General features: G+C 41.5%; 10 protein-coding genes, 12 tRNA genes and 2 rRNA genes. 20 read left to right on the forward strand and 4 right to left on the reverse strand.

The window, feature by feature from the left end:
- The 14 genes from LC455_RS04870 to LC455_RS04935 all read left to right on the forward strand — a co-directional run.
- Window positions 1-117, forward strand: a 23S ribosomal RNA gene (locus tag LC455_RS04870); the annotation flags it as partial.
- Window positions 118-204: 87 nt separating this feature from the next.
- Window positions 205-321 (forward strand): 5S ribosomal RNA (gene rrf / locus LC455_RS04875).
- A 43-nt stretch (window positions 322-364) separates the two neighbouring features.
- A tRNA-Glu gene (locus LC455_RS04880) sits at window positions 365-439 on the forward strand.
- A 5-nt stretch (window positions 440-444) separates the two neighbouring features.
- Window positions 445-520, forward strand: a tRNA-Val gene (locus LC455_RS04885).
- A 36-nt stretch (window positions 521-556) separates the two neighbouring features.
- Window positions 557-633 (forward strand) — tRNA-Arg (locus LC455_RS04890).
- A gap of 10 nt (window positions 634-643) precedes the next feature.
- Window positions 644-720 (forward strand) — tRNA-Pro (locus LC455_RS04895).
- A 27-nt stretch (window positions 721-747) separates the two neighbouring features.
- A tRNA-Met gene (locus LC455_RS04900) sits at window positions 748-824 on the forward strand.
- Between the two features lie 11 nt (window positions 825-835).
- Window positions 836-928 (forward strand) — tRNA-Ser (locus tag LC455_RS04905).
- A gap of 161 nt (window positions 929-1,089) precedes the next feature.
- A tRNA-Met gene (locus tag LC455_RS04910) sits at window positions 1,090-1,163 on the forward strand.
- A gap of 3 nt (window positions 1,164-1,166) precedes the next feature.
- Window positions 1,167-1,243: transfer RNA gene (locus LC455_RS04915), tRNA-Asp, on the forward strand.
- 43 nt (window positions 1,244-1,286) lie between these two features.
- A tRNA-His gene (locus LC455_RS04920) sits at window positions 1,287-1,362 on the forward strand.
- Between the two features lie 15 nt (window positions 1,363-1,377).
- Window positions 1,378-1,452, forward strand: a tRNA-Gln gene (locus LC455_RS04925).
- Window positions 1,453-1,470: 18 nt separating this feature from the next.
- Window positions 1,471-1,544: transfer RNA gene (locus LC455_RS04930), tRNA-Gly, on the forward strand.
- 5 nt (window positions 1,545-1,549) lie between these two features.
- Window positions 1,550-1,623, forward strand: a tRNA-Ile gene (locus LC455_RS04935).
- Between the two features lie 308 nt (window positions 1,624-1,931).
- On the opposite strand, the gene LC455_RS04940 is transcribed toward LC455_RS04935, so the two are convergent.
- A complete protein-coding gene (locus LC455_RS04940) occupies window positions 1,932-2,561 on the reverse strand; it encodes a histidine phosphatase family protein (RefSeq protein ID WP_223588729.1) in 630 nt (209 codons plus the stop codon).
- Window positions 2,562-2,768: 207 nt separating this feature from the next.
- On the opposite strand from LC455_RS04940, the gene LC455_RS04945 reads away from it, so the two are divergent.
- On the forward strand, window positions 2,769-3,224 hold the full coding sequence (locus LC455_RS04945; protein WP_223589811.1) for a DinB family protein: 456 nt from the start codon (window positions 2,769-2,771) through the stop codon (window positions 3,222-3,224).
- 40 nt (window positions 3,225-3,264) lie between these two features.
- On the opposite strand, the gene LC455_RS04950 is transcribed toward LC455_RS04945, so the two are convergent.
- The 3 genes from LC455_RS04950 to LC455_RS04960 all read right to left on the reverse strand — a co-directional run bounded on the left by LC455_RS04950 (window position 3,265) and on the right by LC455_RS04960 (window position 6,818).
- Window positions 3,265-4,878, reverse strand: a complete 1,614-nt coding sequence (locus LC455_RS04950; RefSeq protein ID WP_223588730.1) for an ATP-binding protein — start codon at window positions 4,876-4,878, stop codon at window positions 3,265-3,267.
- 98 nt (window positions 4,879-4,976) lie between these two features.
- Complete coding sequence (locus LC455_RS04955) at window positions 4,977-5,831, reverse strand: hypothetical protein (RefSeq protein ID WP_223588732.1); 855 nt, start codon at window positions 5,829-5,831, stop codon at window positions 4,977-4,979.
- 147 nt (window positions 5,832-5,978) lie between these two features.
- The gene (locus LC455_RS04960; protein WP_223588734.1) at window positions 5,979-6,818 is read right to left on the reverse strand and encodes an RMD1 family protein; all 840 of its coding nucleotides are present in this window, start codon (window positions 6,816-6,818) and stop codon (window positions 5,979-5,981) included.
- A gap of 247 nt (window positions 6,819-7,065) precedes the next feature.
- Here LC455_RS04960 and LC455_RS04965 point away from each other — a divergent pair, with 247 nt between their 5' ends.
- The 5 genes from LC455_RS04965 to LC455_RS04985 all read left to right on the forward strand — a co-directional run bounded on the left by LC455_RS04965 (window position 7,066) and on the right by LC455_RS04985 (window position 12,983).
- Window positions 7,066-8,097, forward strand: coding sequence for a fatty acid desaturase (locus LC455_RS04965; RefSeq protein WP_223588735.1), 1,032 nt, complete (start codon window positions 7,066-7,068; stop codon window positions 8,095-8,097).
- A 78-nt stretch (window positions 8,098-8,175) separates the two neighbouring features.
- Complete coding sequence (locus tag LC455_RS04970) at window positions 8,176-8,712, forward strand: response regulator (protein ID WP_223588736.1); 537 nt, start codon at window positions 8,176-8,178, stop codon at window positions 8,710-8,712.
- Window positions 8,713-9,486: 774 nt separating this feature from the next.
- Entirely contained in the window at window positions 9,487-10,326 is an 840-nt protein-coding gene (locus LC455_RS04975; protein ID WP_223588738.1) for an efflux RND transporter periplasmic adaptor subunit, read from the forward strand.
- 73 nt (window positions 10,327-10,399) lie between these two features.
- Window positions 10,400-11,083: a PepSY-associated TM helix domain-containing protein gene (locus tag LC455_RS04980; protein ID WP_223588739.1), complete on the forward strand. Its 684-nt coding sequence runs from the start codon at window positions 10,400-10,402 to the stop codon at window positions 11,081-11,083.
- A 151-nt stretch (window positions 11,084-11,234) separates the two neighbouring features.
- Complete coding sequence (locus LC455_RS04985; protein ID WP_223588741.1) at window positions 11,235-12,983, forward strand: ABC transporter ATP-binding protein; 1,749 nt, start codon at window positions 11,235-11,237, stop codon at window positions 12,981-12,983.
- Window positions 12,984-12,985: the final 2 nt, after the last annotated feature.

The raw sequence follows: 12,985 nt of genomic DNA on the forward strand, positions 1-12,985 counted from the left end.
TTTCCCATAGCGTCAAGCTAGTAAGAACCCTGAAAGATGATCAGGTTGATAGGTCAGAGGTGGAAGCGCGGTGACGTGTGGAGCTGACTGATACTAATCGTTCGAGGACTTAACCAAGTCATATGAACATATGAAGGTGAACTCGTTTTTACAATACTTCTTCTGCATTATCTAGTTTTGAGGGAATGAACCCTTAATAAATAGTCTGGTAATTATGGCGAGAAGGTCACACCCGTTCCCATACCGAACACGGAAGTTAAGCTTCTCAGCGCCGATGGTAGTTGGGGCACGCGCCCCTGTGAGAGTAGGATGTTGCCAGGCTAAGCCCCTGTTGGGGCTATTATTTTGTCTGAATTTCTAAAGTGGCCCCTTGGTCAAGCGGTTAAGACACCGCCCTTTCACGGCGGTAACACGGGTTCGAATCCCGTAGGGGTCACCATTTCTGGAGGATTAGCTCAGCTGGGAGAGCATCTGCCTTACAAGCAGAGGGTCGGCGGTTCGATCCCGTCATCCTCCACCAGAATTTTTTCGAGATTGCGAAAATAGTTTTCATTATGCGCCCGTAGCTCAATTGGATAGAGCGTCTGACTACGGATCAGAAGGTTATGGGTTCGACTCCTTTCGGGCGCGCCATATATTTTTCCGGGAAGTAGCTCAGCTTGGTAGAGCACTTGGTTTGGGACCAAGGGGTCGCAGGTTCGAATCCTGTCTTCCCGACCAGTCGCAGTTTGTAAAATATATATTTTAGGCGGTGTAGCTCAGCTGGCTAGAGCGTACGGTTCATACCCGTAAGGTCGGGGGTTCGATCCCCTCCGCCGCTACCATATTTTTAAACGGAGGAATACCCAAGTCCGGCTGAAGGGATCGGTCTTGAAAACCGACAGGCGGGTTAAACCGCGCGGGGGTTCGAATCCCTCTTCCTCCGCCATAATTATTTTAATATTTTTATCGTCGCGGGGTGGAGCAACGAGCGTTGCTTCTATGAATAAACTGCGAGTTGTATCAATCGAGCTGCTGCTTGAATAAGCTTTCTGAGATTGATACAGTCATGCATCTAAGAGCATGAACAAAAAAATATATTTTTATCGTCGCGGGGTGGAGCAGTCCGGTAGCTCGTCGGGCTCATAACCCGAAGGTCGCAGGTTCAAATCCTGTCCCCGCAATATGGTCCGGTAGTTCAGTTGGTTAGAATGCCTGCCTGTCACGCAGGAGGTCGCGGGTTCGAGTCCCGTCCGGACCGCCATATTTTTTTTCTAGCAGTTCCTGCTATTAATATATAGATTTTGGCGATTGTGGCGAAGTGGTTAACGCATCGGATTGTGGTTCCGACATTCGTGGGTTCGATTCCCATCAGTCGCCCCATTACATTCATAATATTGGGCTATAGCCAAGCGGTAAGGCATCGCACTTTGACTGCGACATGCGTTGGTTCGAATCCAGCTAGCCCAGCCATTCTTTTAATCCATCAATGCGGGTGTAGTTTAGTGGTAAAACCTCAGCCTTCCAAGCTGATGTTGTGAGTTCGATTCTCATCACCCGCTCCAATTAAGGGCCTATAGCTCAGCTGGTTAGAGCGCACGCCTGATAAGCGTGAGGTCGATGGTTCGAGTCCATTTAGGCCCATTATAATTACATAAAATAACCTATTAAGTAAGAGCGATTGCGAATAAAGCAATCGCTCTTTTTGCTTTCCGAAGTTAAAAGCCTGCCCCGTTCGAAAAAACGCTGTGACGGTCGATAAGAACGGTTCATAAAGCCCGTCGACCCAGAAAAAATGCGGTAACGGTCGATAAGAGAGGTTCATAAAGCTCGCTGACCAGAAAAAAATGCGGTGACGGTCGATAAAGAGCGGTTCATAAAGCCCACCGGCCAGGAAAAATTGCACGACAATTGATAAGAGCAAGCTTGTTAAGTCATCCTAGTGGGTATTTTCAAATTGATCCCAGTTCTCTAAAAGACGTGTCCGCAACCCGTTCCACTTGAAATTCCCCGTCCAGGTAGCTGATTACGGATACGCTGCAATTATCATGGTGAAGATATTTTGCGCTTTTGGTTAATTGCATTAAATAATTACCGATGGTTACGCCATGTGAGAATACAAGTATATTTCCGCCTTCACGCTCATGATTTTTAAGAATTTCATCAATCGCTAAACAAGTCCGTGAATAGAGCTGTGAATAGGACTCCCCTTCAGGAGCCGCCAGATTAAAATCAGTAAGACTAAATAAAGTCTCAAGTATATTCCCGTATCGAGCGGTAATTTCGGATCTTAATAAGGATTCAAGGGCACCAAAGTTCATTTCTTTAAGGCGTGCATCAGTCGATAGCGGTATTTTTCGGTCTCTTAATGCATGAGTGGCCGTATCAATCACCCGCTGGCTCTCACTGCAATAGGCTGCCTTGAATTCAATATCCGCTAAACCTTTTCCTACTGCCTGGGCCTGGGCGATTCCTTTTTCAGTAAGCGGGGAATCAGCAAATCCCTGCAATCGCCGTTCCACATTAAATTGCGTTTCTCCATGACGGACAAAATATAAGGTTACTTTTTGGGATTTAGTCACTCAGATCACCTGCTTTTCTGGATATAATAGAATTCTACCACGAAATATGGCAGTGTCAGATACCTTTTGAAGGATATTCCAGTTTTAAACAGAATTATAGTACCTATCTGAAAAATTGAGGTGAAATACGTGAAGGTAGATACAGCAACCTTATATATAATTGACCAAAAAGATGGCTTAGGCCTGGAATTTAGCAAATTAGTTTCGATGATGAATTATACGAGAGAAACAACGATTCAAGCCGTAAAGGATTTAACAATAGAGGAACTGGACTTTCTTTATGATGAAGAGGCTAATTCTATCGGGATGCTGCTGGGACATCTGGCCGCTGTAGAAAAAACTTACCAGATAGTGACCTTTGAAAATCGGGATCTAACCGAGGAGGAGTTTAGCCGCTTACAAGCTGGGCTGGATTTAGGGAGCCTAGGGCAGGAACATTTTAAAGGGAAAACAATCGAAGATTATCTTCAGGAATTGTCCGATGTTAGAAACACAACCATTGAAAAGTTTAAAACACTTCCTGATGAATGGCTATATGAGCAAACTCCTTTTTGGTATGACCGGCCAGCCAACAATTTTTTCAAATGGTTTCATGTGTTCGAGGACGAATTAAGTCACAGAGGCCAAATTCGCATTATCAATAAAATGATCAATAAAAAATAAAAGGGGGCCATCATTGAATAGATGGTCCCCTGAGAAAAATTCAGGCTAATTTATGGATTGGAAGCTCAATAATAAATTCTGTGCCCATCCCGTCACTGCTGGCCTGCATCGTTCCTTTATGGTTTTCCACAATCTTTTGAGACACTGGTAAGCCCAAACCGGTTCCACAATCTTTAGTGGAAAAGAACGGTTCAAAAATATGAGCTAAGATGGAAAGGGGAATTCCTTTCCCGTTATCCCTAAAAATAAATTGGATATGTTCATGAATTACTCTGGTGGAGATTTTTATTTTTAAAGGAGTTTCCCTTTTGGCCTGTACGGAGTTTTGAAATAAATTAATAAAAACCTGCAATAACTCCTCACGATTACATAAGATGGTAAGATTTTTAGCATCAGGAGGAATCTCAATATCCAATCCAACACTGTATAATAACGATTCACTTTTAAGAAATTTCAAAAGGTAATCGATTAGGAAATGTTGAACTTGAATGAGTTCAAACTCTTTAATCGAAGGCTTAGTGATACTCAAGAAATCAGTAATAATTTTATTGGCGCGATCAATTTCAGGGATTAACAAATTAGAAAATAGCTGGGAGGTACTTGCGTCAACTCCTTTTTCAAGAAATTGCAGGTAGCCCCTGACGGTGGTCAGCGGATTCCGAATTTCATGGGCGATACCAGCGGCAATTCGACCAGCAAGTGCTTGCTTTTCAGCTTCTTTCATCTTTTCTTCAAATAAATACCTGTCCGTGATGTCCCGAAATTGACCAAATCCTCCAATTAATCTTTCTTCCTCATAAATTGGCTGCGCGTCAAATAAACAAACGATGTCATCACCATTTTCGTTTGTAAATGTAAGCACTTCGTTTTCATATTTTGCTCCATACTCAATGACCCGTCGAAAATATTCTCCAATCAAAACGGAATCATAGATGCTTTTTCCAATTACCGTACTGCTGCTTTGGTTAAAAATTTTCTGGGCAAAATCATTAAACTCTATTGTAGTTCCTTTTTTATCAGTTACGATGATGCCATTTCTAGTCCTGCTTATCATAATTTGGTTTAAGATATTAAGCTTTCTATTTTGTTTTCTAAGCAGCAATTCTCTTTCGATAGAATCAACTACCTGGGATAACATCGTCAGTAATAAAGGATTTTGAAAAACAATCGGCACCATGATGCTTACACTGCCCAATAAATGATCTTCATCGGTGTAATGAATCGGTGCACCATAACAAGCTATTTCATGTAGAAACTTATGATAATGGTCTTTGCCTATTAAGGAAATAGGGTGCCTTTGTTGTAAGACTAAGCTAATGACATTTGTCCCCGTATCTTCCTGAGTGAAAAGGCATCCTATCTTAATACCAAATTCATCGACAGTAGATTTGATGGTTTCATCGCCAGCCATATGTAACAAGTATCCATTTGAATCAGAAACACTGATTAAAATAGGAGTACCTTTTAATGAATCTAAAAGCTTAGTAGAAAAATAACTTACAACTTCCAAAATCTCACTATAGACTTTCGTTTTTATAAAAAGCTCTTCTTTTGTCAAAAATCTTTGCGGACCTGCTATATCGTTGGGGTCCATTCCGAGTTCTTTACAGAATCTCTTAGATTGAGTTATATAGTACGGTTCTGTTTCGCCCATCTTCTGTCACTCCAAAGTAGTCAAGAATACTATATTCCTAGTTTAAATACTAATCTTATAATGTTCTATAGGTTTTAACAAAAAACTTCCAATAATAATCAATTGGACTCAGGATTCGTATTCAAAGTAAGGTACTTTTTTCCTCTTTGTGGATAGATTCCCTCTGTTCGGAACCAACTCCAAACCAATTCCCCGCGTCTTTTGCCTATCATACCATTCATAATAATACCTGTTTCAATTAATTTGCTTGGCAGCCCTTTTATGTAATAAGTCCGATTTGTATCGAATTCAGTCAAGACAACGGTATCCTCGATTCTGCTGGTCACTTCAAATAGACTATCAAGTTTATCAGAACATTGGTTGAATTTCTGATGCACCTTCTCAATATCTTGATCGCGGTTCCAATCACGATGATGAATTCGAGGGAAGTCGTTTAAAAAGAGGGCATTTAGCAGCCTCTCGCAGATTGTAAGTTCAGAGCTGGCCTCTTGGGCAAACTTTTCGACTACGGAATACCAAGAGGTACCAGTCCGCCGGTCAAGCCACCTGACAAATTTCTTTAATTGGAATAGGAAGGTTTCTGCTTCTTTTTCGTTTGGGGTAATTTTCATGGAATATGGAAAAAAGGTGAAGATCAATTCTTCCCAAAACGCGGATTGACATTGCTGCCATGAGGGCGGGCAGTTATCCTCTAAGCAATTGGCCATAAATTTCGAAATGACACGGAGAAATTCGTTGCGGATTTGGTCGGAGGGTTTTTCACGTTTGTAGGCAATGAAATCCTTTCCGTAATATAGCAGAAGACCTCGGTGCCTCATGTCAAATTCAGAACTTATGGCTAAATTCATTAAAAATTCCTGTCGTTCCTTTGGATTGGCAAATTCATGCGTAAAGGCTGTTACCTGCAGATTATTGCCACTGAAAAAATCTTTGGTTGTGGCGCTTTTTTTCATAAAACCAATCAACCTACTTTCTAAATTTTTTTTAAAAAATATAGCGAGGCTTAGGTGGGGAACTAATGAGGTGACACTCGTATTATATCGTTAATTAGAAATAGTAAGTGTTGCATTACTTGAATTTTTTGTGAATTAAATAAATTTTCATTTTGGAAGCCATCCCGCAATTTCAAATAGGGTAAGGAGAATCTCAATAACAATAAGAATAACGACGATCCATTCAACAAAAAGACCGCGGATGGAATGGGAGATGGTAGAAAAGCCATCCATGATGCTATACAGAATTTCAGTTTTGCTTTTTAAGATTTTATAGCGGTCGTTCAATTCAAAGAAATCACCCATTTTGTCATAAAATTCGCTGGCACTGCTGCTGGACCAGGTAATATCGGGCTTATCAAGAATCATGATATAGGCAAGGGTATTATACTCATGACGGACGATTTTCGCGGTCGTTCTTGCCAGCTCCTTGTTCCCGATTCTCAGCCTGCCTTTTTCCAATCTGTCTATCATCGTCTCAAGCTTATCATGGATTTTTCCGAGTTGTTCTTCTGTTTTCTCGAGTGCCACCGACTTTGCGAGCACAGTGGATATCAATTCTGGGTAAAATTCTTCATACTCAGGTACCACCACATATTCATCGGTTAACTCGATGTTTTCGGTCTCTTGGATATGAAGGCTGTAATCGTCTGTATATCTATCGGCATGTACAATTTCAAAATCTGGCTCGAAGGAATAGATATAGGTAAATAAATCTTTCATCTCACGTACGTCAGTGTGATTAATGAAGACAATGCTGCCAAAAGAAAAAACGAGCACCATTTGCGATTCGTCTACATTTTTTTTAAGAATGGAATTTAAAATTTCGCCTTTTAAGATTAGGGGCTCTTCCCAGGTGAATTTTTTCGGAATGCCGCAATGAATGGCGATTTTGTTCAAATCAATTTCATTCGTGATCGCAAAGGCTTTAAAGGTAATTTCCGTCATTTTTTATCACTCTCTTCATTGAATTGGTCTTATTTCGAGTTTATTCCATTTTATTAAAAACATACTGAGCCATACTTAGTGTTTTTAATCGTTATGATTGCTAAACACAAAATGAAAATTTATCTCCAATTTTTCTACTGAATATGACATTTATCATGTCCTGTACATGACACCTGCTACTAACAAGTCCATTTTCCTTCCGATATACTTTAATATAACGACACATAAAGAAGGGAATTTCAATCCAATGACCTTACAAGACACTAAAAATTTAAAAAAGCAAGTTGCTCCCTTTGAAAAATCAACAACAAGAGAAAGTGTTTGGCAGATTATTAACACGGTCGCACCGTTTATAATCTTATGGTACCTTGCCTACATCAGCCTGTCTGTTTCTTATTGGTTAGCATTAGTACCATGTGTAATAGCAGCAGGATTTTTGACAAGAATTTTCATTATTTTCCATGATTGCACCCATTATTCCTTTTTTAAAAGCCGCCGTGCCAATAGAATATTGGGGACTGCGATGGGGGTATTAACGTTATTCCCGTTTGGTAAATGGGGCCATGAGCATTCCGTTCATCATGCAACAAGCGGTAATTTGGATAAGCGTGGTACAGGTGATATTTGGACCCTTACAGTGGATGAATATTTAGCAGCGCCACTTAAACTTCGTTTAGCCTATCGTTTTTATCGAAATCCTTTTGTCATGTTTGTATTAGGACCGATTTATGTTTTCCTTCTTAAAAATAGGTTTAACCGTAAAGGTGCTAAAAAGAATGAACGCATGAACACCTATTTAACGAATATACTGATTGCAGCTGTAATGGGATTGCTGATCTGGGCAATCGGCTGGCAAGCATTTCTTTTAGTGGAAGGTTCCATTTTCATGATTTCAGGTGCTGCAGGCATTTGGCTGTTCTACGTACAGCATACTTTTGAAGATTCTTATTTTGAAGAAGATAAGGAATGGGAGTATGTAAAAGCGGCTGTGGAAGGAAGTTCATTCTATAAGCTTCCAAAAGTTTTACAATGGCTTACAGGTAATATTGGATTTCACCATGTTCACCATTTAAGCCCAAGAGTGCCAAACTATAAACTGGAAGAGGCGCACAACAACACGCTGCCATTACAAAATGTACCAACGATTTCTCTTGCAACCAGTTTAAAGTCACTCCGATTCCGTTTATGGGATGAGGAAAAAAAGAACTTTGTAAGCTTTAAAGATGTTCGTACAGTAGCGAAAAATAGAATTTCTATTCAAGCTAAACCTGAACTTTAACTACACCATATGGCTGACTCCCCTGCATTTATGGGGAGTTTCTGCTTAATTGCACTGCCCGAATAGGAGAGAACGTAGATGATTCGAATTGTCATTGCCGAGGATCAGGAACTGCTGTTAGGAGCAATAGGTTCCCTGCTGAATATGGAAGATGATATGCAAGTGGTCGGGCAGGCCGGTAATGGAGAAGAGGCCGTTGCTCTTGTGCATCAATTACAGCCGGATGTTTGTATCATGGATATAGAAATGCCTAAAATGAGCGGGCTTGAAGCAGCGGAAGCGGTAAAGTCAGTAGAATGTAAAGTCATCATTTTAACAACCTTTGCAAGGGCTGGCTATTTTGAGCGGGCTTTAAAGGCGGATGTAAAGGGGTACTTATTGAAGGATGGTCCAAGTGAGGAGTTAGCCTGCTCGATTCGCAGCATCATGGCTGGAAATACAATCTACAGCCCGGACCTTATGGACGAAGGTTCCATGGATACGAAACAGGAAAAAGAATTGTTGGAAAAGACCGTTGCCGAACCAATCATAACTAACACGTCCCGAAACAAATTAGGATTGGTCAGAAATTATTTCTCAACCATCTGGGATAAAATGAAGCTGCCAACCGGTTAGCAAAGATAATATGAGCGAACAGTGCCTATCACTGTTCGCTTTTTTTGTTGGACGTGTTAATGGCCATTGTTGACTTTCTAACACTGTTGATTGGAGCGGAAGGCGCGAAGACTCCTCGAAAATGCTATCGAATTTCCTTCGTGCGTGGGCGGATTCGAGATGCAATTCAATGTCCTGAGGGAGTACGAGGCAGGGGAGACCCGACAGGAGCAATAGGAACCCTCCCTAATTACCGTATGACCGAAAACTTCTTCCCCTTGTGCATTAGGAGCCCTTCCTAATTACCGTATAACCGAAAATTTCCTCCCCTTGGGCAATAGGAACCCTCTCTAATTACCGTATGGCCGAAAACTTCTCCGCCTTGGGAATTAGGAGCCCTTCCTAATTACCGTATAACCGAAAATTTCCTCTCCTTGGGCAATAGGAATCCTCCCTAATTACCATATATAGCGCCGAGGAGGCCCCCCGGCACGCCCGCGGAAAGCAAAGCGCCTGGAGTGCAAATCAACACCCAAGTTCAACAGCGCCTTTTTGTTAAGTATAAGTTAAGGTTGGCACACGATAATTGGTCTATCAACAAAAAGCTTCCATGGAGAATGGCCGTAACTCGATCGTGGGTGAAAGGAGCAGGATAAGTGAAAAAGTGGATTTGGATTATAGTAAGTGTTTTGGTAATTGGATTTGTAGGGTACCAGTGGTTTCAATCAAAAATCAAGCAGCAATGAAGTAACAACACAAACAAGAACCGCCGTCGTACAAAAAGGGAAGTTAGAAGTGAAAATCAGCGGCTCAGGTACTGTGGAGCCAGTTACAAGCGAGGATATAAAATCAACAATTGATAATAACGAAATAGAGGAAGTGCTGGTTTCAGCCGGTGAGGAAGTGAAAGAGGGAGATGAACTGATTACCTTTACCGATGACAGTGATCCTATCACGGCACCAGTCGATGGTGTGGTAACAACGGTTTCAGTAGCTTCAGGAGAGCGCGTCTCAAACGGACAGGCAGTGGCGCATTTGACTAACTACAAGGACTTACAAACAGTTGTCCAAGTGGATGAACTGGACATACCGAAGATTAAAAAGGATCAAACAGTAAGCTTATCGGTGAGTGCCTACCCAGATAAAACTTATACAGGGAAAGTGACTGCGGTAGCCGAGGAAGGCACCTCAGCAAACGGGTCATCTACTTTTGATGTAACCATTCATATTGATAAGCCTGACAATCTAAAGGTTGGCATGAGTACGGAAGCAAGCATTCTAACGAATAGCAAAGAAAATGCACTTTATGTACCTGTGGATGCCGTTCATACAAATAATAATGAAAAATATGTCCTTATTGCTTCAGCTGCCACAAACACAGATAGTGCTGCTGGCACGAACGTTCAAAAAGCCGTGAAAACAGGGATTGCTACAGATGAATATGTGGAAATAACCGACGGAGTAAGCGAAGGGGATAATATTCTCTTACCGCAGGTTTCTGCCAGCAGTTCCTCCAATAACCAAGGCGGGATGATGCAAGGTATGGGCGGCATGGGAGGAATGGCCGGAGGAGGAATGCCTCCAAATGGCGGCGGAACGGGTGCACCAAGCGGAACTGGAAAAAGCGGTAATTAATAATGGCACCAATAAATTAATAGCTATGTTAAAAGCCATAGTTGATTTTTAACACTGTTGATTGGAGCGGAAGGTGCGAAGACTCCTGCGGGAGTACGGGGCAGGGAAGACCCCGCAGGCGCCAAAGCGCCGAGGAGGCTTCCCGGCACGCCCGCGGAAAGCGAAGCGCCTGGAGCGCAAATCAACAACCAAGTTTAACAGAGCCAAATTAATTAAACCGAGGAGAATGATGATGAAAAAAACGCGAAAAGCACATTTATGGATTGGGTTAATTTGTTCTATCTTTATTTTCATGGAATCTATTACTGGTTTGTTAATGAATGAGCCGTGGCTTATCGGACAATCACAGACAGAAAGAATGGGGAATTTCCAGCCAGGGCAAATGAACCCAGGCCAATTACCAGGAACAAGCTCAGATTCAAGCCAAGCAGCTGGACAACCACAAGGTCAGACGAACGGACAAAACCAAACCAATAACCAGACTAATACCCAGACCCAAGACCAAACAGGAGCTAACACAAACAGCCAGTTTCCAGGCCAAGGCGGTCCACGTGGAGAAAATTCCCAAGGTTCCTTCATGAGTATTATTAGAGGTCTGCACGAAGGAAGAATTGGAACAACCAATATTAAATGGTTAATCGATCTGACCGCAATTGCTATGATTTTTTTAACCGGCTCAGGAATTTATCTATCGTTAAAAGTACTAGGAGTTAACAAAAAAAGGAAAAATAGAAGAATCGAAAACGAAGTTGCCTAGGTGCCCAGCACCCGTCGCAACAAAAAATATTGAGGCATCTTCTGAAAAAGAAGATGCCTTTACTCATTAAACTGATTCTGCAGGTTCATATTCAATTCATATATGTTTTGTATAATCCTTTATATAAAGAATTGAAAGGATGTAAATATATATGACGATAGGAAAGAAACAAAAGGGATGGCGCCAATTTATTAGCCTGGTGCAGCAAACAAAGCCGCCTAAACTTTTAATTTGCATCGCATTACTATTAAGTGTAAGTACAACTTTGGTGGGGCTGTTGGTTCCGCTTTTTACAAAAAATCTGATTAATGATTTTTCGATTAGTGCATTAAGCACAGGGAGAATCCTACTCCTTGTATGTGCTCTTTCCGTTCAAGCTATTGCGAGTGGAATATCCATTTATCTATTAAGCCATATCGGTCAATCTGTTGTGGCGGGAATTCGAGATCGATTATGGAAGAAGCTCCTTGTCCTGCCAATCCCTTTTTATGATGAACATCAATCAGGAGATACCGTTAGCCGAATGACAAATGATACAGCAGTGGTCAAAGGATTGATAACGGAGCATCTTTCTGGTTTTTTAACCGGCATTATTTCCATCATTGGTTCACTCGTGGTTTTGCTGATTTTGGATTGGAAGATGACATTGTTAATGTTTATAGCGATTCCACTTTCGGCATTGATTTTAGTGGTATTAGGGAAAAAAATGCATCAGGTATCAAAAGGGATGCAGGACGAAACGGCACGATTTACTTCAGTCCTCCAGCAAGTATTATCTGAAATACGTCTCGTCAAAGCATCGAATGCGGAACCTTTAGAGTATAAGAATGGAAAAACGGGAATTACCCAATTGTTTCAATATGGTTTAAAAGAGGCAAAAATTCAAGCGTTAATCACTCCGCTAATTGGCCTTGTGATCATGGTATTACTTGTTCTAATTCTAGGCTATGGGGGAATGAGAGTTTCTTCAGGAGCTTTAACAGCTGGCGACTTAGTCGCATTCATTATGTATCTTTTCCAGATCGTCATGCCAATGGGGCAAATTGCCGGTTTTATTACTCAATTTAATAAATCAACTGGGGCAACTGAACGGATAATCGCCATCATGGATTCGCTTGAGGAGCAGGACCATGCTGATCATCCTGTTCAGAACGTGCATAAAACCATTACAGTCGATCATTTGAATTTTTCTTATAAAAATGGTGAAGAGGTGCTTAAGGATGTAAGTTTTTCCGTCGAAGCAGGAAAGGTGACAGCGATAGTGGGTCCTAGCGGCAGTGGAAAAACAACACTTTTTTCATTGCTGGAGCGTTTTTACCAACCGCAGAGCGGGAACATTCGTCTAGGTGAAGAATCGATTAATGATTTTTCGCTGCAATCCTGGCGGAGTCAAGTTGGCTATGTATCACAGGAAAGTCCTATTATATCGGGCACCATTCGTGATAATATCTGTTACGGCATCGAAAAAACGGTTGAGGAAGCGGACTTGCATCGTGTGGCCAAAATGGCCTATGCGGATCAATTTATTTCCGAGCTCCCGAATGGCTATGATACAGAGGTTGGGGAAAGAGGAATGAAATTATCCGGTGGTCAAAGACAGCGAATTGCGATTGCACGTGCCTTTTTAAGGGATCCCAAAATTTTAATGTTAGACGAAGCAACCTCCAGTCTTGATAGTAAATCGGAATTGGTTGTCCAGCAGGCATTACAAAATTTAATGAAGGGTCGAACCACCCTCATTATTGCGCATCGTTTATCCACTGTGATTGATTCAGACCAAATTATCTTTTTAGAAAAGGGAAAAATGACAGGAAGCGGTACACATGAACATTTATTACAAACTCACTCCCTGTATCGCGAATTTGCAGAGCAGCAATTACGTTTGAAAGAAATTGTTTAAAA

The organism is Neobacillus bataviensis (assembly GCF_019969725.1).

Excerpts from the sequence above, each read along its gene's own strand:
- LC455_RS04945 (WP_223589811.1), top strand. The coding sequence starts at position 2,769 with ATGATGAATTATACGAGAGAAACAACGATTCAAGCCGTAAAGGATTTA.
- LC455_RS04985 (WP_223588741.1), top strand. The coding sequence starts at position 11,235 with ATGACGATAGGAAAGAAACAAAAGGGATGGCGCCAATTTATTAGCCTG.
- LC455_RS04960 (WP_223588734.1), bottom strand. The coding sequence starts at position 6,818 with ATGACGGAAATTACCTTTAAAGCCTTTGCGATCACGAATGAAATTGAT.
- LC455_RS04965 (WP_223588735.1), top strand. The coding sequence starts at position 7,066 with ATGACCTTACAAGACACTAAAAATTTAAAAAAGCAAGTTGCTCCCTTT.
- LC455_RS04955 (WP_223588732.1), bottom strand. The coding sequence starts at position 5,831 with ATGAAAAAAAGCGCCACAACCAAAGATTTTTTCAGTGGCAATAATCTG.
- LC455_RS04970 (WP_223588736.1), top strand. The coding sequence starts at position 8,176 with ATGATTCGAATTGTCATTGCCGAGGATCAGGAACTGCTGTTAGGAGCA.
- LC455_RS04950 (WP_223588730.1), bottom strand. The coding sequence starts at position 4,878 with ATGGGCGAAACAGAACCGTACTATATAACTCAATCTAAGAGATTCTGT.